Source organism: Pseudomonas sp. P105 (assembly GCF_032614175.1).
In the GTDB taxonomy this organism is placed as follows: Bacteria; Pseudomonadota; Gammaproteobacteria; order Pseudomonadales; family Pseudomonadaceae; genus Aquipseudomonas; species Aquipseudomonas rhizophila.
Genome location: NZ_CP126693.1, coordinates 4031226 through 4051504, shown reverse-complemented (window position 1 = coordinate 4051504; position 20279 = coordinate 4031226). Strand labels below are relative to the sequence as shown.

Sequence of the window (20279 nt, the reverse complement as noted above, 5' to 3'; positions counted from 1 at the left end):
ATTCGGGCCGGGGGCAGGGGATCACTTACGCACGGTGCGCTGTTCGATGCGCTTTTCGAACGTGCCGCAAATGATCCGGTCGACGTAGATGCCTGGGGTATGGATCTGCGTCGGGTCCAGCTCGCCCGGTTCGACGATTTCTTCGACTTCAACCACAGTGATCTTGCCGGCCGTGGCCGCCAACGGGTTGAAATTCTGGGCGGTGTGGCGATAGACCACGTTGCCGAAATGGTCGGCTTTCCAGCCTTTGACGATGGCGAAGTCGCCGGTGATGGATTCTTCCATCAGGTATTGGCGGCCATGGAATTCACGCACTTCCTTGCCTTCGGCCACTGGCGTGCCGACCCCGGTGGCGGTGAAGAAGGCCGGAATGCCCGCGCCGCCGGCGCGCATTTTTTCGGCGAGGGTGCCTTGCGGGGTGAGCACGACTTCGATTTCGCCGCTCAGCAGCTGCTTTTCGAAAAGAGCGTTTTCGCCGACGTAAGAGGCAACCACCTTGCGGATCTGCCGATCTTCCAGCAATACACCCAGACCGAAACCGTCGACGCCGCAGTTATTGGAAACCACGGTGAGGTCGCGGATACCCTTGCGCTTGATCTCGGCGATCAGGTTCTCCGGGATGCCGCAGAGGCCGAAGCCGCCAGCGATCACCGTCATGCCGTCTTGCAAGCCTTCCAGCGCTTCTTCGTAGCTACTCACACGTTTGTCGAAACCTGCCATAGACACCTCTTTTATTCTTGATGGGGTCGCAATGAAACGCAGTGTTGCGCCAAGTCATATATTTGTTAAGTTGATTTTTAGGTTGGATTGATTGATAAAACTCACTAATTGCCGATATCCGTTTGCGGCTTGAAACTGACCGCTTGCCGCCGGGAGCACAGCGACCCATGACCCTCAAGCAAATCCGCGCTTTTCTCGCCGTGGCCCAAAGCCTGAGCTTCGCCGTGGCCTGCGAGCGGCTGCACCTGTCCCAGTCGGCCCTGAGCCTGACCATCAAGGCCTTGGAAGAAGGCTTGGGCGGGCGTCTGTTCAGTCGCAATACTCGCAACGTGGCGCTGACGCCTGAAGGCGAATCGCTGCTGCCCCTGGCCCGGCGCCTGGTTGCCGATTGGGACAACGCCGAGGATGAAATGCGCCAACGCTTCACCTTGCAACGCGGCCGCGTCACCTTGGCGGCAATGCCGTCCTTTGCCGGCAACCTGCTGCCGCCGATCCTCAAGACCTTCCGCGCCCGCTATCCGAATGTCAACGTCACGGTCAACGATGTGATCAACGAACAGGTGCTGGAAATGGTTCGTGATCGGCACGTTGAACTGGGGGTCGCGTTCGAGCCGATGCAGAGCTCGTCGCTGGCCTTTACCCCGTTGTATCTGGACCGCTTTGTCGCGGTGGTGCCGCTGGACTCGCCACTGGCGCAGCGCCGTGAGATCCAGTGGCAGACGCTGCTGGAGCAGCCGTTTATCACGCTGCAAAGGCCCTCCACTGTGCGGGTGATGCTGGAGGAGCATTTGCAAAACCGAGGCATGAAACTGCCGGTGGAATTCGAGAGCCATCAGTTGGCGACAGTTGGACGGATGGTCGCCAGCGGGTTGGGGGTGAGTGCGGTCCCGGCGCTGTGTGTCGGGCAGATGCATGAGCTGGGCGCCCGCTGCATCACCCTCAGCGATCCAGTGATAGAACGGGCCATCGGTGTGCTGACCAAGCCGGGGCATGAACTGTCGGCGGCGGCGCAGGCGTTGTTCGATACGCTCAGGGATCAGGACATCGGTGCGCAGTTGACCACGCGGTAAACCACGGTTCCCTTGTGGGAGCGAGCCTGCTCGCGATAGCGGTGGTTCAGCTAGCCTTTATGCTGGATGTGCCGCCGCAATCGCGAGCAGGCTCGCTCCCACAGGGGGGGCTGCGGTGCTGTTAGAACTGGCGTTGAGTCAGCAGCGGCAGCAGTTGCTCACAAGGCTCTTCAAGCTTGAGATCCAGCAACTCATCGGCCCGTGTCTTGCCCCGGTTGATCGCCAGCAGCGGCTTGCCCTGTTCCTTGATCGCCCGGCACAGGCGAAACGCCGACCACGCCATCAGCGACGAGCCCACTACCAGCAGGCCGTCCGCCTGTTCGACGGCTTGCATGGCGCGAGCGGCGGTGATGGCGGCGACGTTTTCGCCGAAAAACACCACGTCGGGTTTCAAGAGCTCGCCGTCGCAATGAGGGCAGCGGGGCACCTGGAAGCGCGCCTCGAACGCGGCATCCAGCAGGGTATCGCCGTCCGGCGCCTGAACCGCGTCGACACCGGCCAGGTAAGGATTCTGCGCTTGCATCAACAGCTGGATCTGCTGGCGCTCACTGCGCTGCTCGCAATCCAGACACAACACCCGATGCAGGCTTCCGTGAAGTTCGATCACGTCGTGGCTGCCAGCCTGGTCATGCAGGGTGTCGACATTCTGGGTGATCAGGCCGCTGATGCGTTGGTGCGCCTGCAACATCGCCAACGCCTCGTGGGCCACGTTCGGCCGGGCCTGACGGACCCGCGGCCAGCCCAGCATCGCCCGCGCCCAGTAGCGCCGCCGTGCTTCGGGTTTGGCGAGAAACTCCTGGTACATCATGGGTTGCCGACCCCGTCGCACACCCTCGCTGTCCCGGTAGTCGGGAATGCCCGACGGGGTGCTGATGCCGGCACCGGTGAGCACCAGAAAACGGCGCCCGGCCATATGCTCCAGCAATTGATCGATCGGTTGACGGTGAAAGTCGTCGGGCATAGAGGTCGCTCCGCTGGCCTGGAGTCGTTGAGGTTAGCACCGTGGTTCGTCGAGAGGGCGGTGGGAATGCCTTTCGTCGCACTGCGTTGTTGTTTCTTCAAACTTTCCCCGGTTGCGCGACATCCACCTCTTGACGGCACTTCAAAACTGTCGCGCTGCAAGGCAGTGACGACCCTGGCTAAGGAGAAGCAAATGGCTACGCCTAAAGAGAACCTGTTGGATTGGCTCAACGACGCCCATGCCATGGAACAGCAGGCGGAAAAAATGCTCAAGGCCCAGGCCGAGCGCCTGGAACACTATCCGCAGCTCAAGGCCCGGATTGAGGAGCACCTGCAGGAGACCCTCGGGCAACAAAAACTGGTGGAACAATGCATCCAGCGCCTGGGTGGCAGCACTTCGATGCTCAAGGACATGGCCGGCAAACTCATGGCCTTCGGTCAGGCGGTGGGCGGTATGACGATGAGCGATGAAGTGGTGAAAGGGGCCATGAGCGGCTACGTGTTCGAGAACCTTGAAATCGCCTCCTACACGGTACTCATTGAAGCAGCAAAAGTGGCCGGCGATATGGAAACACAGAGGGCTTGCGAACAGATCCTGCCGCAGGAAGTCGCCATGGCCGAATGGCTGCGCGAGCACCTGCCGCAGATCACCCAAGCGTTTCTGGAGCGTTCGGCCAACCCGCACACCGAAGCCAAACGCTGAGCGTGAGAAAGCGGCCGGCGAGGTGTGTCGGTCGCTTTTAACGCGCCGAGAGAGGAGGCGTATGAAACAGACCACCGGTGAAGTACGGGCCATCAATCGACAGAGAGCAATGGTCGGTGTGTACGTCGAGGAAGAAGACAACCACACAGTCCTTGAGCTCGATTCCGCCAACGACATCGATATTGGTGACGTCATGGAGTGGGACAGTGGCAAGGCCTTGGGCACCCAGTCTTATCGCAACCTGACCAAAGGCTGGACCGCCGAGGTCTATGTGGCGAACCATGGCGTTGCGGCGGCGAACCTTGAGGTTCAATTGCTGGTGTGATCCTGACGACAGCTTTAAAACCGGAACCCAGGAGAACGAACATGAGCGAGTTAAAGTGCGGTTGCCCCGATTGCCAATGCGATGTGGACCCGCAACAGGTGTTCAATCGCGATGGCGAGGCCTATTGCAGTCAAGCCTGCGCCGACCAACATCCAAACGGTGAACCTTGTCCGGCACCGGATTGCCATTGCGAACGCAGCGGCAAGATCGGCGGGCCAGATGGGAATGGCAATTAACGGGATGACGCGTTGGAGGAAACGTTTACGACCAGCGATCCCATTTCATCCTGAATATAAACCGAGATTGCGGCCCGCTAACGATGGGCATCGCTCAAGTTGAGTAGTTGAATTCATTATTGGGCGTCATTTGTTTGAAAGGCCGTTGTAACTCGACGCCGCAGTGAGCGTGTGGGATTGCATGAGCCGTTCGTCGCTGTTTTCAAGATGTGTTTAAAACCTTGTCGGCGCCAGACTTTCAGATTGTTAGGAGTCAGCAGGTTCGCAACATCAACTAACGAGGTGAATGAAATGGCTAACACAGGAAATAAGAATCCTGGCAATTTCGCTAACGATCGTGAAAAGGCATCGCAAGCGGGGAAGAAGGGCGGCCACGTGTCAGGTGGTAACTTCGCGAATGATCCGCAGCGCGCATCCGAGGCCGGGCGCAAGGGGGGGCAAGCTTCGGGCGGCAATTTTGCCAATGACCCGGAACGAGCCGCCGCCGCCGGCCGAAAAGGTGGCCAAGCCTCGGGTGGCAATTTTGCCAAAGACCCTGAGCGGGCCTCCGAGGCCGGTCGAAAGGGCGGTCAGGCATCCGGCGACAACGTTACCAGCGACCGCTAGACAGTTTTCGAAACAAGTCAAAAAGGCCCTGGAAACAGCCAGGATCATGGGCGCAACTCTGAATACTCAATGACGTTACGGGCCCTGTGTTAATCGCATGGGGCCTGTCGGATTTATATACAACGGGATCGCGGCAAGGAATGTCTTCAAGCGTGAGGGGAGTGTAAGTTGTTCAGTTGCCTGGCATTTCTGCAAGTGCGCCTTACCGATTACCGTTCGTCTCGTTTATTAAATAAAAGATAAATTTTAACTGTTTAACTTCTTCAGATTTTCTGTGGGCCTGCCCCCGGCAGTGTCCCTTTGGCTTGTGTCCTGAACGAGGAGTTTCATCATGTTCTTACATAACAAAAGACTGCAGTACACCGTACGTGTCGCCGAGCCTAACCCAGGGCTGGCTAATCTGTTGCTTGAACAGTTCGGCGGTGCCCAGGGCGAGTTGGCGGCGGCGTCGCGCTACTTCACCCAGGCCCTGTCCGAGGATGATCCCGGCCGCAAGGATTTGTTGATGGACATTGCCACCGAAGAGCTCAGTCATCTGGAGGTGATCGGCTCGATCATCGTGATGCTCAATAAAGGCGCCAAGGGCCGAATGGCCGAGGGTGTGGAAAAGGAAGGCCAGCTGTACCGGGACATCAACGGTGCCGGCAACGACTCTCACATCACCAGCCTGCTTTATGGCGCCGGTTCCCCGCTGACCAATTCGGCCGGTGTACCTTGGACAGCCGCTTACGTCGACACCATAGGTGAGCCGACAGCGGACATGCGGTCCAACATCGCCGCCGAGGCACGGGCGAAAATCATTTATGAGCGCCTGATGAATCTCACCGATGATCCTGGGGTAAAAGAAGCGCTGGGCTTTTTGATGACCCGTGAAATCGCGCACCAGATGTCCTTCGAGAAAGCCCTGCACTCGATCCAGCCGAATTTCCCTCAAGGTAAACTGCCAGGCATGCCAGAGTTCACCAACGTGTACTTCAACATGTCCCAAGGCGAGCCTTCGGTGCGTGGCCCATGGAACCAGGGCGATGAGTGGGAATTCGTCGAGAACCCAACGCCGGCGGTGGATGGCGGCGATGGTCTGGCGAGTGTGCAACTGAGCAAGAAAGACGAAGCGCTGCTGATGGACATGAAGGCGCGGACCATGTCCAACCCGGAAAGCGACCCCATGACAGGTGCCGACTTGGGTTCAGGGATGCAAGGTGACAAACTGTAGGAAACCGGCGAGGGGGCCTGGCTCCTTCGCCTGAAAATTGCGTTTGAGCGGACCCCTCGTTGGGGGAACGATCAGACATGACCTGGCGCAAAACCAGTAAGGATATTCGATGGACCAGCCCACCTCCCGGATCCGATCGCCCTGGCGTACCTGGCTGGATCCTGTGCAAAACAACCTGCTGCTGGGGGTAAGCTTCTGGCTGGGGCTGGCGGTGATCGCCGCGCTGTTGCTCTACAGCGGTTACAACGCATTGGTGGGGGCCGACCGGCACAACCTGGGCTACGCCGTTCTGGGCGGCACCGCCGGTTTCGCCGCCACGGCGCTGGGCGCGTTGATGGCGGTAGTGCTGCGTGATATCTCCTCGCGGACCCAGGACATCATGCTCGGTTTTGCCGCGGGCATGATGCTCGCCGCCAGTTCGTTTTCGCTGATCCTGCCGGGTATCGAAGCGGCACAAAGTATCGTGGGCAATCAACTGCTCGCCGCGTTTGTCGTTGTGGTCGGCCTGGGTCTGGGCGTGCTCCTGATGATCGGCCTTGACCGTTTCGTGCCCCACGAACATGAAGTGAGTGGCCGGCGCGGTCCGCAATCGGAACGCATCAACCGTGTCTGGTTGTTCGTGCTGGCCATCACCTTGCACAATTTGCCCGAGGGCATGGCCATCGGCGTCAGTTTTGCTAACGGTGATCTGCGGGTCGGCATGCCCCTGACCACTGCCATTGCGATCCAGGACATCCCCGAAGGGCTTGCCATCGCCATGGCGCTGCGAGTCACCGGGATCAGTGCGCTGCGTGCCGCGCTGATCGCGGTGGGCTCGGGGCTGATGGAGCCACTGGGCGCGGTGATCGGGCTGGGCATGTCTTCGGGCGTGGCCGTGGCGTATCCCATTAGCCTGGGGCTGGCGGCGGGGGCCATGATCTTCGTGGTGTCCCACGAAGTGATTCCGGAAACCCACCGCAACGGCCACGAAACGCCAGCCACGCTGGGGTTGATGATGGGGTTTGCGGTGATGATGTTCCTCGACACGGCACTGGGTTAGCAGGCCGTCGAGCACTGAACCACGAAGGGTATCAGCAGGATCGAAATCGGGCCTGGCGAATGCGCCAGCGCCCGATTTTTTTGTGCCCGCAGACAAACCAGCGGCCTGTGATACCGCACGGCGTCCCGCAGTGAAACTCGTTTGAACTACGCCTCAACCTGCTCCGTCATCTGTACTGAGAGGCACGTAGTCGGGCACCCCTCGGGGCTTCCCGGTATCGAGTATTCATCACGGAGGCGATGGGCAGACATGACTATCCCGGACAACAACCCCGAGCGAGAAAACGGCACGTCGGGCCAGGCCCGACCCGAGGATCACCTGAACCACATCAAGGAGGACGTGAGCGAGGCCATAGGCAGCGCTCGTGAGCAGGCCGATGCGCATTTCGGCCAATACCGCGATACGGCAGCGGATCAGATCGATGCACTGGCGCGTGGTGCCAAGTCAGCCGTATCGGAGATCGAAGCCAACGACACCCTGGGCCTGTCCCACTATTTGGCAGACATGGCCGATTCGATGAGCGGCCTGTCCAGCAAATTACGCCACATGAGCGCCGAGCAATTGCTGCACGATGGTTCTCGACTGGCTCGGGAAAACCCGGGTCTGTTCCTGGTCGGCAGCGTAGCGGTGGGGTTTGGTCTGTCGCGGTTTCTGAAGGCCGGCAGCTCGCCTGTCCCGGCCGAAGTAGTCAACCCCGCCGCCGGCCACTCAAGCCCGCCAAGCGGAGGATTTGCCGCCCGTGGACCCTTTGATCCGAACCCGGATCCTATCGCACCGGGCGTCAATTCTGCCGGCGGCCACGCCACCGCCAGCACTCCCGCTGCGTCCGGCACCCAGGACCAGCCCAGTGATGCCACTACCGGCTCGTTGCCCGGTTCGGCCAATACCCGAGGAGAATTGCAATGAACCGACCAGACCCAGATATTCAGCGTCCCGTCGGGACGTCGGTGCCCGATAACGATGCGTCAGTGATGGGGCTGTTAAAGCAATTGACCCATGAAGTCCCATCGCTCTTTACCAAGGAGCTGGCGCTGGCCAAGGCCGAATTCCAAGCGAGCCTGAACACTTTGAAAGCGGGTATCGCCGGGGTAGCCGGTGGCGCGATGGTGCTGCTGGCCGGTTTTATCATCTTGCTGATGGCGGTGGTCTATGGCTTGAGCACGATCATGCAGCCCTGGCTCGCGGCGTTGATCGTCGGCGCAGTGGTCATGATCATTGGTTTCATCATGGTGCAGTCGGGCAAGAAGCAATTCGAACCGTCCCACTTCAAGCCTGAGCGAACGCTCGATGCGTTGAACAAAGACCAGGAAGCCCTGCGGAGGAAAGTCTCATGAAGGATGAATTCACAACCGAATCCCAGAAGAGCCCGGAAACCATCGAGCGCGAGATCGACGAGCAACGGGCCCACATCAGCCATATCGTCGATGCCCTGGGCAGCAAGTTCACGCCGGGGCAGATGCTCGACCAGGCGCTGACCCTGGCCAAAGGCAACGGGTCGCAGTTTTTTGGCAACCTGGGCACCACCGTGCGCAACAACCCGGTGCCCACCGTGCTGACCACCGTGGGGCTGTGCTGGCTGATGCTGGGTCAGAACCGTCCGCCACGGGTCGGTTATCGCGTCGGGCCGGACCAGGATGCCAGCGGCTGGAGCGAAGGGCTTGCCGGTGGCCTGGACCGTGCCAAGGAGCATCTGCACAGCACCACCGACTCGTTGCGCGACGGGTTTCATCATCTCAAGGACAAGGCTTCGCATCTGGCCGACGGTTTGGGCGCCAGCGCCAGCCATGCCCGGAGCAAAGCTCACGAGACGGGTGAGCGCGTGGCCCATGGCTCGCAGGACCTGGGTGATCAATTCAGCCGTCTGCTCAAGGAGCAACCGTTGATGATGGCGGCCGCGGGAATCGCGCTGGGCGCCATGCTCGGCGCCGCACTGCCCAGTACTGCCACTGAGCAGCGGGTGATGGGCAAGACCAGCGCCGATCTGGCCGACAAGGCCAGGCAAGCGGCACGCGAGGGGTATGCAACGGTGCGCGATAGCGTGAGCAAGACCACCGAGCATCGTGACGAGGCTTCACCGCGCGCTCAGGCGCGTTCCGGTACGGACCTGTCTGAGGGGCTGGGCACGTCTTAAGTTGAGCGCGGTCCGCGGCGCAGGGCCACTAACGCCTGCGCCGGGTGCCTGTCGAGCCTGACAGTAGCCAAAGTCCGGTGACCGGTATTTCATGGCTCCATCGTCAACGTTCCGGGGAGACTGCACATGAAGCACCGGGTCAGGTTTTCGGGCCATCTGATCTTCATTGGGTTTGGCTCCATTACCCGGGCCACGCTGCCGCTGCTGTTGCGGCAGGATCACGTCCCGGTCAATCAGATCACGGTCATTGCGCCCGTGATCGAGAAAAATATCTGGTTCAAGGAGCGGGGGATTTGCTTTGTCCGCAAAGCGCTGACTGAACACACCTTCACGCAGACTCTGGACCGCTTCATCAAACCCGGCGACTTCGTCGTCAACCTGTCGGTGGAAGTCAGTTCGCTGGCCCTGATGACTTATGCCTTCGGCAAGGGCGCGCTGTACCTGGATACCTGCATTGAGCCTTGGGCCGGTGGCTACGATGACCCTTCATTGGATTTATCGCATCGCACCAATTACGCGTTGCGCTACCAGATGCTGGGCCTGCGCAAAAAACTGGGCAATGGCCCGACCGCCGTCGTGGCCCATGGCGCCAACCCCGGTTTGATCACTCATCTGCTCAAGGCTGGCCTGGTGGAACTGGCCGTGCAATTGAACCATCGCTTGCCACAGAACCGCGAAGGCGTGGACTGGGCCAAGCTGTGCATGGAAACAGGCATCAAGGTGATTCATTTTGCCGAGCGCGACACTCAGCGCTCCAGCCGCCTCAAGCAGGACGATGAGTTCGTCAATACGTGGTCGGTGGAAGGCTTGATCAGCGAGGGCCACCAACCGGCCGAGTTGGGCTGGGGCACCCACGAGCGCACCTGGCCAACGTCTGCCAGGCGCCACCGCTTCGGCAGTCGCAATGCCATCTACCTCGAGCGCCCGAGCGCCACTGTGCCGGTCAAGACCTGGACACCGTTGGGCGGGCCGTGCCTGGGGCTGATGATCACCCATCACGAAACCGCCTCTACAGCGGATCTGCTAACACTCAAGGACCAGCAGAAACTGATCTATCGCCCCACACTGCATTACGCCTATCACCCGTGCAACGATGCCTTGCTGTCGATCCATGAGTTGATCGGTCGAGGCTGGCAGAGCCAACAGCAGCAACGGATTCTCAATGGAGAAATCGACAGCATCGGAGCCGATGCGCTGGGCGTCTTGCTGATGGGGCATGAACTCAATGCCTACTGGTTCGGCTCGGTATTGACCATCGATGAAGCCCGGGCGCTCTTGCCCTTCAACAATGCCACCAGTTTGCAAGTGGCGGCGGGGGTTTTGTCGGGGATTGTCTGGGCGGTGGAAAACCCGGATCGCGGCATCGTCGAGCCAGAGCACATGGACTACGAACGTGTGCTGGAAGTGGCCAGGCCTTACCTCGGTACCTTGGTGGGCAAGCAGACCGACTGGAGACCGACCGGCGCGGTGCACACGTGTTCCCTGGACGGGGCGGCGGATGATTGGCAGTTCGAGCATTTCACGCGGTTTTGAGCGAGCCGCCAACCGCGAACGCAGCCGCCTAAGCACAAAATCGGCATCGTCCTCGCTACACAAAACGGCAGGCTTCAGAAGCGTTGCACGGAAAACCGCTCGAGCCAGTCGGGGGCGGTGCCGGCGATGCACTCGGTGACCAGTTGTCCGGTCGCTCCGGCAAGGGTCAGGCCCAGGTGTTGATGGCCGAAGGCGTAGATCAGTCGGGGCTCGTGTGGTGAGGGACCGATGACTGGCAGCGAGTCGGGTAGCGATGGACGAAAACCCAGCCAGCGGCGGGCAACCGGTTCCTTAAGGCCAAGCACGCGGCGCACATGCTGCTCCAGATAATCGAAGCGGCGAGGATTGGCCGGGTCGTGGATCGAACCCAGTTCCACCGTGCCGGCTACGCGCAGGCGTCCGGCCATGGGCGTCATGTAGAAAGCACTTTCCACCGGGCAGCAAGGGCGATTGAGCAGGGTGTCTGGTAGATCGAATTCGATGTGATAGCCCCGTTCGGTGTCCAGTGGAATGCGATCGCCCATCTGTGCCGCCAGTGCACCGGACCAGGCCCCAGCGCACAGTACCACCCGGTCGGCCTGGTAGTGCTGGCCCTCGGCGCTGTGCAGATGAAGCCCGTTGGCTTTGCGTTTTATTCCGGTAATCGTCGCCTTGCGCAGCGCTCCCTCGGCCACCAGCGGCGCGGCCAGAGTTTCGATAAACCGCTTCGGATCGTCCATGTGGGATGATTCGGGAAACAAGAGCCCGGCCACTGACTGGCCCGCCAGCGCCGGTTCGAGTTGTTCGATTTCAGCGACGCTCAACACCTGCTGGGCAATGCCCAGCGAACGCCGCAGTTCGATGGCAGCTTGCGCGGCGGCGAACCCTTGACGGGTGCCGTAGGTATACAGGCAGCCCCGGTGCTGCAAGCCTTGCCTGGCGAGCGGCGTGTCAGCCAGCAATGGCTCATACCCGCTGTAAGTACGTTGCAGGATCGTCGCCAGCGCCTGGGTGTTTGCGGTGCAGCGCGAGACCCGACATTCATTGAGAAAGCGCAGCAGCCACGGCATCAGGCGCGGCAGTCGGGCCCAGTTGATTACGAAGGGCGAATCACTGGAAAACAGCAGGGATGGAATGGCTCGCAGCAACGCAGGCTGGGCGATTGGCATCACCCCGTACGGCGCCAACGTCCCGGCGTTGCCATACGAGGCGCCGGCGGCAATGCCGTCGCGCTCCAGCACCACCACTCGATAACCCTGGCGGCGTAACCAGAGCGCCGTGGCCACGCCAACCACACCGGCACCGATAACGGCGATTTCGCAATGAATGGGCTGTGTCATCAGGGCTCAGATCCGGTTGTGCATGTGAAGGTGACCCTGGCGCGCCAATTGGCTGATCACGGTCAGGGCCTTGACCAGTTGCTCACGGGACAATGCCGCCGAGATGTTGATGCGCACCGCTTGTGGTGACAGTTCCGGGCTGAGGGTAAATGCCCCGCCCGGCAGCAGCACCACGCCCTGCTCCTGGCAGAGGCGGGCGAAGCGTGAGCTGTTCCAGGGTTCGGGCAGCAGCAGCCAGGCGTGGGTGCCGGTGGCGCTGTGCTGAAACGCCAGGCCTTGCAGATGCGTGGCCAGCAAGGCCTGGCGAATGCGCAGTTCTTCGCGCTGTTCCGAGACCAGTTGCTCGGCCAGGCCTTCCTCGATCAGTCGTGTGGCGATCAGCGCGGTCAGCGGCGAGTTGCTCCAGCAGTCGATGCGTTGCATGGCCGCGATGCCTTGCAGCAGCGCAGGCGGGGCCATGACAAAGCCCATGCGCAAGCCGGGGGCGATGCATTTGGACAAGGCGCTGATATAAATCGTTTGTTCGGGCAGCAAGGCAGCGAAGGGCAGGGGCGACTGCTCCAGCAACGGCCTGTAGACATCATCCTCGATCACCAGCACATCGGTCTGGCGGATGACGGCCGCCAGGGCTTCGCGACGCTCGGCGTCGAGGGTGATTGCCGTGGGGTTGTGAATCGACGGTATCAGAAACAGCAACCGCGGCTGATGCTCGGCGCAGGCCTGGCGCAAGGCTTCGGGACACATGCCTCGCTCATCGGCATCGACCCCCAACAGATTCAGGCCGAGGGTACGGCACAACCCGTTAATGCCCTGGTAGGTGATGTTGTCGGCCAGCACCGTGTCGCCACTGCTGGTGAGGCTGCGCAGGGTGTGGGCAATGCCGTGTTGCGCGCCCTCGGCGATCAGTATGTGTTCAGCCTGGGCCTGGACGCCGGTGTGCTGCAACCATTGCGCAATGGCCTGCCGGGCCCAGAGCGGTCCCTCGCTGGGATGGTAATCCTTCATGTCGACAAAGCGCGGGTCGTCGGCCAGGCGCGGCAACAACTGGGAGAGTACCCGGTTGTAGCCGTCCGTGGCAGGGCGGTTGACGCTCAAGTCGGCGGTGCCGGGATCGTTGCTGGGAGCGGACTGGAACTGCGCCGCCGGATGACGGCCTTGCGCCACTTGCGTGCCGCGGCCGGGCCGGCTTTCCACCAGGCCCTTTTGCTGCAGCACCGCCATGGCTCGGGTCACCGTGGTGATGTTCACCCCCAAGGCGCTGGCGAATTCACGATGGGGTGGCAGCCGATCACCCGGTTTCAACTGACCGTGAAGGATTGCATGGGTCAGCGAGTCGGCCAGTTGCGCGTACAGCGTCTCGGACTTTTCCCGATGCAGGCTGGCGTGGTTTTTCAGTTCCTTCAGCAGTTTTTCAAATTGACTCATGGGCCCTTAATCCTGGTTGTCATGCTTTGTTGTGCGCCTTAAAGCTGACTTGTCATGCTTTTTATCCGATAAAAAGGCCATTGACAAGCCAAAATAGCGTGATTAGTGTGTGAATTGTAATGCTTGTCATGCAACTAAGCATGACAAGTGGATGATCCATTCTTCAAACCGTTGATCTGCACCAGCGCTGCATGGACGTCGAGGCAGGGAGGGGCTCAGGGACAGAGCAAGGTCGTGGTTGAGTGTGTATGGCTTGTACCGGTCAAAAACAATCAGTTGCCAATAGGTGAAGCTATGTCCGATTCCAAATTCGATGTCCCTGGTATTTCCCGGCGTTCGGTGCTCAAAGTCGCTGGCTACGGTTCACTCGCTGCCATTGCCGGTTCGGCCCTGGGGCCGGTGCCGTTCGCCTTCGCGGCCGGGCAACCGATCAAGACCATTCGCCCCGGCTACCTGACCGCCGCCTGCCTGGGGGACATGCCCTTGGGGGCTCTGCGCGACGGTGTGCCGGTGGGCACTGACCTGGAGTTGCTGAAGATCATCGCCGACCGTCTTGAACTCAAGCTCGACGTGCTCACCATGGGCTTCCCGGCAGTGATCGAAGCCGTGCGTTCGGGGCGCGCCGACTGGTTCGGCGGCAACTTCGCCTGGAACCCGATGCGTTCCAAGATCCTGCTGCTCACCGACGCGGTGTTCTACACCGGCGCGTACGTGATCATGCGTGACAGCGAGCCGTTCCAGAGCAGCATCAGTGTCAATGACATGAAGGGCCGCACGGTGGGCAGCAACACCGGTTATTTCACCATCCCCGATATGAAGCGAATCGATGGCGTGAAAGAGGTGAAGCTCTACGACAACACCGACGCCTGCCTGCGCGACGTGCGCGCCGGACGGCTGGATTTTGCCGTGCTCGACGCCCCCACCATCGACTACATGATCCTGCAGGACCCCAGCCTCAAGCTCAAGCAAGTGCCCATGGCCTACGATGAAAAATTCCCCAGCCTGACCGCCAAGTTCGAGGCGATCTGGGGTATTCATCCGCAGAATCAGGACCTGTTCGATGGCGTGAACCAAGGGCTGCGCTGGTTGCGCGACACCGGTCAGATCGGCCCGGTCCTGGCCCGGTATGGCATCAAGAATCCCGACTATCTGGTGCCGCTGCCCAAGGACCAGCGCGTCGGCGTGGACCGCGACGAACAGGGCAACCTCATCGGCCCGTTCAAGCACACGCCTCGGGATTTCAGCCAGGTTTTTGCCTGATACACCTTGGCGGCTGCGCTCACGTTTTGTGTCATCTACTTGCGGACATTGCTCATGGCTGAATCTCATCCACTGGTGCGGGTCGAGGGTCTTCACAAGTCCTTCGGCCGGCTGGACGTCTTGAAAGGCATCGACCTGCAGGTGCAACAGGGGCAGAAAATCTCTCTGATCGGGCCCAGCGGTTCGGGCAAGACCACGCTGTTGCGCTGTATCAACTACCTGGAAGAACCGACCCGGGGCAGCATCTACATCGACAATGCGCTGATTGGCCAGCGCAAAGTGGGTGAACGCACGGTGCCCATGGGTGACAGGGACCTGGCCCGGATGCGCGCCAACATCGGCATGGTGTTCCAGCGTTTCAATCTGTTCCCGCACCTCAGCGTGCTGGACAACATCATCCTCGGGCCGTTGAAGGTACAGCAACGCAACCGCCAGGAAGCGGTGGAACTGGCCGAGGACCTGTTGAACAAGGTCGGCATGTTTGCCAAGCGCGACGCTTACCCGGACCAGCTCTCCGGCGGCCAGCAACAACGCATCGCCATCGCCCGCGCCCTGGCGATGCGCCCCAAGCTGATGCTGTTCGACGAGGCCACTTCGGCGCTCGACCCGGAGCTGGTGGGTGAAGTGTTGACGGTGATGCGCAAGCTGGCCGAGGAGGGCATGACCATGATCATCGTGACCCACGAAATGCGCTTTGCCGAAAGCGTGTCCGATCAGGTGATTTTCATGGCCGACGGCAATATCGTCGAGCAGGGACCGCCCCGCCAGATATTCCGGGAAAGCCAGGTGGAGCGTACGCGCGCCTTTATCAGCGCTGTTCAGGAGCATTGATCGATGTTCGATTCAAGCGAGCTGAGCAAGTCCCTCGACCTGCTGCCTTATTTTCTCGAAGTGCTGGGCATCGGCGCACTGACCACCCTGGGCCTGACGGCAGCGTCCTTTATCGTCGCGGCGCTGCTGGGGTTCGGCCTGGCGTTGATGCGCCTGTCGCGCAACCGAGTCCTGCAGTGGGTGGCCAGCGTTTATCTGGAGGTGTTCCGCAATATCCCGATCCTGACCCAGCTCTTCATCCTCTATTTCGGCCTGACGTACATCGGCATCACCTTGCCGGCCATCGGTGCGGCGATCATCGGGTTCGGTCTCAATGGGGCAGCGATGCTCTCGGAGGTGTTCCGTTCCAGCATCCTCAACGTTGATCGCGGGCAAAGCGAAGCGGCGTTCTCCATCGGCATGACCCGGGCCCTGGCGATGCGCATGATCGTGTTGCCCCAGGCCTTGAAAGTCTCGATTCCAGGCATGGCGAACTTCGCCATCGGCCTGCTCAAGGACACCTCGCTGGCTTCGGCCGCTGCCGTGCCGGAGCTGACGTTCAAGGCCAAGATGCTGGTGAGCGAGACCTACCAGACCAACCTGATTTATTTCCTGCTGGCCATCATTTACCTGGTGTTGAGCCTGGTGCTGTCCCACTGGGCGGCGCGCACCGAGCGGCGCCTCACTGTGATCAAGGAGCGCTGAGATGGGCTATGGCGAGTTGTGGGAAGCCACCCACGTCGAATTGCTGCAAGCGGCCTGGGCCACGTTGCGGCTGGCCTTTGGCGCGCTGGTGATCGGCCTGGCGGTCGGTTTGCTGGTGGCTTTGGCGCGATTGTCCGGCTCAAGGGCGTTGCGCCGATGCGCACTGTTCTACATCGAGATCTTTCGTGGGACGCCGGCGTTGGTGCAGCTGTTTATCGTTTATTTCAGCCTGACGGCGGTAGGCGTGCAGTTCAGCTCGTTCCAGGCGGCGATGATCGGCTTGGGGCTCAATGCAGCGGCGTACCTGTCGGAGATCTATCGCTCGGGCCTGGAGGCTGTGCCCAAGGGCCAGGTCGAGGCGGCGAAGGCCATCGGCATGCCGCGGCTTCAGGTGCTGCGTTGGGTCGTGTTGCCCCAGGCGATTCGCATTGTGCTGGCGCCCATTGGCAATGTGGCGATCTCCTTGCTCAAGGATACCTCCGTGGCCTCGCTGATCGCCGCGCCGGACCTGATGCTACGGGCGCAGGATCTGAGTTCTGTGTATTTCATGCCGCTGGAGACCTACGTGTTGGTGGGGGCGATGTATTTTGCCATGTGTTATCCGCTGTCGATGGTTGTGCGCAGGTTGGAGCGGCGGCGTAAATACTGATCACCCTTCACGCAGATCCTTGTGGGAGCGAGCCTGCTCGCGATGGCGGCGTATCAGTCGATATCCCTGTTGCTGATACACCGCTTTCGCGAGCAGGCTCGCTCCCACATTGGTTTGTGTTTTTCCTCCAGGCCCGTGTTCCTCGCGACCTATACTCAACCCCGTGGATGACTTGACCTCGGGATGGCGCAATCGTGCTGCGTTCACTGATGCTGGCCGTTTTGTTGGTTCTGGCGGGGTGCGCCACGTCGCCGCGCGAGCAGCAGGTCGCCACCGTGGCGGTTTCCCAGGACACCTGGCGGCAGGTTGACCGGCAGATCGTCGCCGCGTCGAAAAGCGCTATCGAACAGGCCGGGCTCTACGCGCGCGGCTCGATGGAGCATTGGCGCCGGCTCGTGTATGAACGGACCGAGATTCAATTCATCCCCTGGTTCAGCAGCTACTGGACCCAGGAATGGCTGGCGGTGAAGGTCAGTTGGTATGCCGCCAGTGCCGAAGGCGAAGAGGACTCCGCGGCCAGACGTCTGGCGGTTTATCTGCAAGAGCAGTACCGCGAGCAGGTGCTGGCACCTGTGGCGGTGGAAATCGACCCCGAGGCGATCAGGGCCAACGCGACGGGCTACTACGTGCGCCTGCTCAATCAACAGGTCCAAGTGATTGCTCGCCAGCACCAAATCCCGCCGGAGCTGATGAGTCGGCGCCTGCACGGCATTCCTGCCATCAGCCTGGGGCCGCCAGCGGCGCGTAACGCCTCGTTGTATGAGATGGCGCATACCGAGCCCCTCAATACATTGCCGGCGTACGCCGCGCTGATCGACCACGTCAACAAAGCCGCCGTCACAGGTTCGGGGCCATCGGATGCGGTGATCGCCACGGTGGCACAACGCACCAGTGAAAAAATCGAAGCGCAATTCGCCACGCGAGGTGCGGCCGGTGCGGCGGCAGCCGTGGCCGGGAAAGCGGCGGGGGCGTTGATTTCAGTTGGCGTGGCGGGGATTCGCGCGATCATTCATGAGGGCGAGCGCCCGGAAATGGAGACTCAAATCCGCAAGAGCCTCAGCGCAGCGTTCGACGAAGCCTGGTTCCAGTCGCTCAAGCATCCCCTCAGCGGGGTGATGGCACCGGTGTACTACCTGGCCGAGGAAATCGAAGGCAGCCTGGTGGCGGCGGACCTGGCCAATCGCGCGGTGGATTTGCCAGCCATCAAACCGTGACGGACGGTTCATTCTGCCCCGAGGGTGACGCGGCAACCCTTGCGATGACGGATCTGTTCGTCCGAGGGCCGCTCCTTGATGAATTCGAAGCGCGGCTCTCCTTCGCTGTAGATCACCAGCCAGCCCCATTCCAGCTCACTTTCATCTTGACCGGGTCTGGGGGGCGAGGCCCACCAGGGTTCCTTCTGCATGATCTGTCGCATCGATGTCTCCTGCCGATTTATCCCTTCAACTATAGACCGCTCGATTGGATGACAAGCGCCCATGAAATCTCTTGAATTCTGTGGGAGCAAGGCTTGCCCGCGAAGCAGGCGATTCGGTTACAGACAGACCGCGTGAGCTTGATCGCGAGCAAGCTTTGCTCCCACGGATCGCCTCGCAACAGATGTTGCTGGTCTATTGAGTGTGCTCTGATCGCACCCATCAGCGTCTAGCGTCTGTATCCCCGCACTCGAACGGGGAATGATTGGACCCATGCGCATATGCAAGCATTGTTGAACGAGATCCTCGATGCGGTTCGCCCCCTGATCGGTCAGGGCAAGGTGGCCGACTACATTCCCGCCCTTGGCACCGTTGCGGCCAACCAGTTGGGCATTGCCGTCTACGGCAACGATGGCGAAATGTATTGCTCAGGTGACGCTGAAACGCCGTTTTCGGTGCAGAGTATTTCCAAGGTTTTCAGCCTGGTGCAGGCCATCGGCCATTCCGGCGAGGCAATCTGGGAGCGTTTGGGCCATGAGCCCTCCGGCCAGCCCTTCAATTCTCTGGTGCAGCTGGAATTTGAACGCGGTCGGCCGCGCAACCCGTTCATCAACGCCGGCGCCTTGGTGATCTGCGACATCAATCAGTCGCGTTTTGCCGCGCCAGCGCTTTCGATGCGTGATTTCGTACGGCGCCTGTCGGGCAATCCACAAGTCATGGTGGACGGCAAGGTCGCTGAGTCGGAATACCAGCACCGCGCCCGCAATGCGGCGATGGCCTACCTGATGCAGTCCTTCGGTAATTTTCATAACGACGTGGAAGCGGTGCTGCGCAGCTATTTCAGTCACTGCGCGTTGCGCATGAGCTGCATCGATCTGGCCCGGGCGTTCTGCTTCCTGGCCAACGACGGCTTCTGCAAGCACAGTGGCGAACAGATCCTGAGCGCCCGCCAGACCCAGCAGGTCAACTCCATCATGGCCACCAGCGGGCTGTACGATGAAGCCGGCAATTTTGCCTATCGCGTTGGCCTGCCGGGCAAGAGCGGGGTGGGCGGCGGGATTGTTGCCGTGGTGCCGGGGCGTTTCACGGTGTGCGTCTGGTCGCCGGAACTCAATGTCGCGGGCAATTCCCTAGCAGGCATGGCGGCGCTGGAATTGCTCAGCCAACGAATCGGCTGGTCGGTGTTCTAACGCCCAAAAAAAGGGCCCATTCCAATCAGGAACGGGCCCTTTGTTTTAAGCGCGATCAGCAGAGGCGGTCGATGACCCGAACTTCAGAGGTGTTCTGCATCGACTGCCACGCCTGGGTCAGCGTTTGCAGCACGCGACCCATGAAGTCTTTGTCGGCCGCGGCCTTCTTGCCGACGTAGCCCTGGCCACGACGGTACATCTTCAACCGGGCACACAGGTCCTGCTGATTCTTCTCGAATTCGTCTTCCTGGGTGAACGGCGACAGGCAGTCCATATGGACCTGGCCATTCTTGCTGATCCACAGGATATGGCTGTCCAGGGTGTCTTTGTGTGCTGCGAACATGCGAGCCAGTTCATCAATAGATGGTTGATTATTCAGATTCATGTGTAAGCCCCTTGACCATTTGGTTGATCTGTCTGGTGGTTCGCAAAAACTTCGCTTCTTTCGGTAAGTGCCTGTCCAGTGCTGCATGGCTAGCACCGAAACCAGGCCGTCAGCACCCGGCCGTCTGACTTCGACGGGGTCGTGCATCGGTTGTGTAGTGTTATCGAAGGGCTGCTACGCAAATGCGCTACAACGAAGAGAAACAGCGAAGAACCTTCAGGCATTGTCAACTTTCGAGGGTCGACCACGCGCGTCATGAGGATCGTCGCCGACGTTTCTCGTCCTTGTCACCGGACGGTCATGCCAGGTCAGCACCTTCAATCTGCCTTGTGGGCAGTCCCTTATCCAAAAAACAGCTCGGCGGTCAGACGAGCTTGCTCAAGCATTTACCTGTACTCCCGATCGGGGAGACGTCTGCATCATGCAAGGCCAAATCGGAGGCGTCAACGGTTTTGTAGTGATTATTTTTGGTCACTACATATTGTCGGACAAAATGGTTTTGTTATGAAAATTCTGGATCAGGGCAGATATCCCTGTGGGAGCGAGCCTGCTCGCGATGGCGGTGTATCAGTCGGTATCCATGGT

Annotated in this window: 23 protein-coding genes; 17 read left to right on the top strand and 6 right to left on the bottom strand. The window is 60.5% G+C overall.

Annotated features, from left to right (window positions below):
- Positions 1-21: 21 nt before the first annotated feature.
- A complete protein-coding gene (locus QOM08_RS18095; RefSeq protein ID WP_047227779.1) occupies positions 22-720 on the bottom strand; it encodes a CoA transferase subunit A in 699 nt (232 codons plus the stop codon).
- Between the two features lie 167 nt (positions 721-887).
- On the opposite strand from QOM08_RS18095, the gene QOM08_RS18090 reads away from it, so the two are divergent.
- Positions 888-1790: a LysR family transcriptional regulator gene (locus QOM08_RS18090; RefSeq protein WP_076384016.1), complete on the top strand. Its 903-nt coding sequence runs from the start codon at positions 888-890 to the stop codon at positions 1788-1790.
- Between the two features lie 121 nt (positions 1791-1911).
- Here QOM08_RS18090 and QOM08_RS18085 read toward each other — a convergent pair whose 3' ends face one another.
- Positions 1912-2751 (bottom strand): NAD-dependent protein deacetylase, encoded by an 840-nt coding sequence (locus QOM08_RS18085; RefSeq protein WP_288915198.1) that lies wholly within the window; start codon positions 2749-2751, stop codon positions 1912-1914.
- A gap of 192 nt (positions 2752-2943) precedes the next feature.
- On the opposite strand from QOM08_RS18085, the gene QOM08_RS18080 reads away from it, so the two are divergent.
- The 10 genes from QOM08_RS18080 to QOM08_RS18035 all read left to right on the top strand — a co-directional run bounded on the left by QOM08_RS18080 (position 2944) and on the right by QOM08_RS18035 (position 10536).
- Positions 2944-3453, top strand: coding sequence for a ferritin-like domain-containing protein (locus QOM08_RS18080; RefSeq protein WP_139049636.1), 510 nt, complete (start codon positions 2944-2946; stop codon positions 3451-3453).
- Between the two features lie 61 nt (positions 3454-3514).
- A complete protein-coding gene (locus tag QOM08_RS18075; RefSeq protein ID WP_047227782.1) occupies positions 3515-3778 on the top strand; it encodes a hypothetical protein in 264 nt (87 codons plus the stop codon).
- Between the two features lie 41 nt (positions 3779-3819).
- Entirely contained in the window at positions 3820-4014 is a 195-nt protein-coding gene (locus tag QOM08_RS18070) for a metallothionein (RefSeq protein WP_316911940.1), read from the top strand.
- 291 nt (positions 4015-4305) lie between these two features.
- Positions 4306-4620 carry a general stress protein gene (locus QOM08_RS18065; RefSeq protein ID WP_047227784.1) on the top strand — a complete coding sequence of 105 codons (315 nt, stop codon included), beginning with the start codon at positions 4306-4308 and terminating at the stop codon, positions 4618-4620.
- A gap of 331 nt (positions 4621-4951) precedes the next feature.
- The gene (locus QOM08_RS18060) at positions 4952-5833 is read left to right on the top strand and encodes a manganese catalase family protein (RefSeq protein ID WP_047227785.1); all 882 of its coding nucleotides are present in this window, start codon (positions 4952-4954) and stop codon (positions 5831-5833) included.
- A 109-nt stretch (positions 5834-5942) separates the two neighbouring features.
- Positions 5943-6872, top strand: a complete 930-nt coding sequence (locus QOM08_RS18055; RefSeq protein WP_047227786.1) for a ZIP family metal transporter — start codon at positions 5943-5945, stop codon at positions 6870-6872.
- Positions 6873-7121: 249 nt separating this feature from the next.
- Positions 7122-7778, top strand: coding sequence for a hypothetical protein (locus tag QOM08_RS18050; protein WP_316911939.1), 657 nt, complete (start codon positions 7122-7124; stop codon positions 7776-7778).
- Complete coding sequence (locus tag QOM08_RS18045; protein WP_076384020.1) at positions 7775-8206, top strand: phage holin family protein; 432 nt, start codon at positions 7775-7777, stop codon at positions 8204-8206. Before QOM08_RS18050 ends, QOM08_RS18045 begins: the two co-directional genes overlap by 4 nt.
- Complete coding sequence (locus QOM08_RS18040) at positions 8203-9003, top strand: DUF3618 domain-containing protein (protein WP_316911938.1); 801 nt, start codon at positions 8203-8205, stop codon at positions 9001-9003. The genes QOM08_RS18045 and QOM08_RS18040 overlap by 4 nt, the downstream gene beginning before the upstream one ends.
- A gap of 126 nt (positions 9004-9129) precedes the next feature.
- Complete coding sequence (locus tag QOM08_RS18035) at positions 9130-10536, top strand: saccharopine dehydrogenase C-terminal domain-containing protein (protein WP_316911937.1); 1407 nt, start codon at positions 9130-9132, stop codon at positions 10534-10536.
- A 74-nt stretch (positions 10537-10610) separates the two neighbouring features.
- On the opposite strand, the gene QOM08_RS18030 is transcribed toward QOM08_RS18035, so the two are convergent.
- The gene (locus QOM08_RS18030; RefSeq protein WP_188251039.1) at positions 10611-11855 is read right to left on the bottom strand and encodes an NAD(P)/FAD-dependent oxidoreductase; all 1245 of its coding nucleotides are present in this window, start codon (positions 11853-11855) and stop codon (positions 10611-10613) included.
- Between the two features lie 6 nt (positions 11856-11861).
- Positions 11862-13280 (bottom strand): PLP-dependent aminotransferase family protein, encoded by a 1419-nt coding sequence (locus QOM08_RS18025; protein WP_316911936.1) that lies wholly within the window; start codon positions 13278-13280, stop codon positions 11862-11864.
- Positions 13281-13574: 294 nt separating this feature from the next.
- Between QOM08_RS18025 and QOM08_RS18020 the strand changes: the two genes are divergently transcribed.
- From QOM08_RS18020 to QOM08_RS18000, 5 genes are all read left to right on the top strand, one after another.
- The gene (locus tag QOM08_RS18020) at positions 13575-14540 is read left to right on the top strand and encodes a substrate-binding periplasmic protein (RefSeq protein WP_188251041.1); all 966 of its coding nucleotides are present in this window, start codon (positions 13575-13577) and stop codon (positions 14538-14540) included.
- 54 nt (positions 14541-14594) lie between these two features.
- The gene (locus QOM08_RS18015) at positions 14595-15371 is read left to right on the top strand and encodes an amino acid ABC transporter ATP-binding protein (RefSeq protein WP_223194371.1); all 777 of its coding nucleotides are present in this window, start codon (positions 14595-14597) and stop codon (positions 15369-15371) included.
- Between the two features lie 3 nt (positions 15372-15374).
- Positions 15375-16055: an amino acid ABC transporter permease gene (locus tag QOM08_RS18010; protein WP_310662829.1), complete on the top strand. Its 681-nt coding sequence runs from the start codon at positions 15375-15377 to the stop codon at positions 16053-16055.
- Position 16056: 1 nt separating this feature from the next.
- Complete coding sequence (locus tag QOM08_RS18005; protein ID WP_316911935.1) at positions 16057-16704, top strand: amino acid ABC transporter permease; 648 nt, start codon at positions 16057-16059, stop codon at positions 16702-16704.
- A 194-nt stretch (positions 16705-16898) separates the two neighbouring features.
- Complete coding sequence (locus tag QOM08_RS18000; RefSeq protein ID WP_316911934.1) at positions 16899-17918, top strand: hypothetical protein; 1020 nt, start codon at positions 16899-16901, stop codon at positions 17916-17918.
- Between the two features lie 8 nt (positions 17919-17926).
- Here the strand turns inward: QOM08_RS18000 and QOM08_RS17995 are convergent, their stop codons facing one another.
- Complete coding sequence (locus QOM08_RS17995; protein WP_047227792.1) at positions 17927-18121, bottom strand: hypothetical protein; 195 nt, start codon at positions 18119-18121, stop codon at positions 17927-17929.
- A gap of 279 nt (positions 18122-18400) precedes the next feature.
- Between QOM08_RS17995 and glsB the strand changes: the two genes are divergently transcribed.
- A complete protein-coding gene (gene glsB / locus QOM08_RS17990; RefSeq protein WP_047227793.1) occupies positions 18401-19309 on the top strand; it encodes a glutaminase B in 909 nt (302 codons plus the stop codon).
- Between the two features lie 55 nt (positions 19310-19364).
- Here the strand turns inward: glsB and QOM08_RS17985 are convergent, their stop codons facing one another.
- Positions 19365-19694: a hypothetical protein gene (locus tag QOM08_RS17985; RefSeq protein ID WP_047227794.1), complete on the bottom strand. Its 330-nt coding sequence runs from the start codon at positions 19692-19694 to the stop codon at positions 19365-19367.
- Between the last annotated feature and the right edge of the window lie 585 nt (positions 19695-20279).

Coding starts and splice junctions, on each gene's coding strand:
- QOM08_RS18095 (WP_047227779.1), bottom strand. CDS start 720: ATGGCAGGTTTCGACAAACGTGTGAGTAGCTACGAAGAAGCGCTGGAA.
- QOM08_RS18090 (WP_076384016.1), top strand. CDS start 888: ATGACCCTCAAGCAAATCCGCGCTTTTCTCGCCGTGGCCCAAAGCCTG.
- QOM08_RS18085 (WP_288915198.1), bottom strand. CDS start 2,751: ATGCCCGACGACTTTCACCGTCAACCGATCGATCAATTGCTGGAGCAT.
- QOM08_RS18080 (WP_139049636.1), top strand. CDS start 2,944: ATGGCTACGCCTAAAGAGAACCTGTTGGATTGGCTCAACGACGCCCAT.
- QOM08_RS18075 (WP_047227782.1), top strand. CDS start 3,515: ATGAAACAGACCACCGGTGAAGTACGGGCCATCAATCGACAGAGAGCA.
- QOM08_RS18070 (WP_316911940.1), top strand. CDS start 3,820: ATGAGCGAGTTAAAGTGCGGTTGCCCCGATTGCCAATGCGATGTGGAC.
- QOM08_RS18065 (WP_047227784.1), top strand. CDS start 4,306: ATGGCTAACACAGGAAATAAGAATCCTGGCAATTTCGCTAACGATCGT.
- QOM08_RS18060 (WP_047227785.1), top strand. CDS start 4,952: ATGTTCTTACATAACAAAAGACTGCAGTACACCGTACGTGTCGCCGAG.
- QOM08_RS18055 (WP_047227786.1), top strand. CDS start 5,943: ATGGACCAGCCCACCTCCCGGATCCGATCGCCCTGGCGTACCTGGCTG.
- QOM08_RS18050 (WP_316911939.1), top strand. CDS start 7,122: ATGACTATCCCGGACAACAACCCCGAGCGAGAAAACGGCACGTCGGGC.
- QOM08_RS18045 (WP_076384020.1), top strand. CDS start 7,775: ATGAACCGACCAGACCCAGATATTCAGCGTCCCGTCGGGACGTCGGTG.
- QOM08_RS18040 (WP_316911938.1), top strand. CDS start 8,203: ATGAAGGATGAATTCACAACCGAATCCCAGAAGAGCCCGGAAACCATC.
- QOM08_RS18035 (WP_316911937.1), top strand. CDS start 9,130: ATGAAGCACCGGGTCAGGTTTTCGGGCCATCTGATCTTCATTGGGTTT.
- QOM08_RS18030 (WP_188251039.1), bottom strand. CDS start 11,855: ATGACACAGCCCATTCATTGCGAAATCGCCGTTATCGGTGCCGGTGTG.
- QOM08_RS18025 (WP_316911936.1), bottom strand. CDS start 13,280: ATGAGTCAATTTGAAAAACTGCTGAAGGAACTGAAAAACCACGCCAGC.
- QOM08_RS18020 (WP_188251041.1), top strand. CDS start 13,575: ATGTCCGATTCCAAATTCGATGTCCCTGGTATTTCCCGGCGTTCGGTG.
- QOM08_RS18015 (WP_223194371.1), top strand. CDS start 14,595: ATGGCTGAATCTCATCCACTGGTGCGGGTCGAGGGTCTTCACAAGTCC.
- QOM08_RS18010 (WP_310662829.1), top strand. CDS start 15,375: ATGTTCGATTCAAGCGAGCTGAGCAAGTCCCTCGACCTGCTGCCTTAT.
- QOM08_RS18005 (WP_316911935.1), top strand. CDS start 16,057: ATGGGCTATGGCGAGTTGTGGGAAGCCACCCACGTCGAATTGCTGCAA.
- QOM08_RS17995 (WP_047227792.1), bottom strand. CDS start 18,121: ATGCGACAGATCATGCAGAAGGAACCCTGGTGGGCCTCGCCCCCCAGA.
- glsB (WP_047227793.1), top strand. CDS start 18,401: ATGCAAGCATTGTTGAACGAGATCCTCGATGCGGTTCGCCCCCTGATC.
- QOM08_RS17985 (WP_047227794.1), bottom strand. CDS start 19,694: ATGAATCTGAATAATCAACCATCTATTGATGAACTGGCTCGCATGTTC.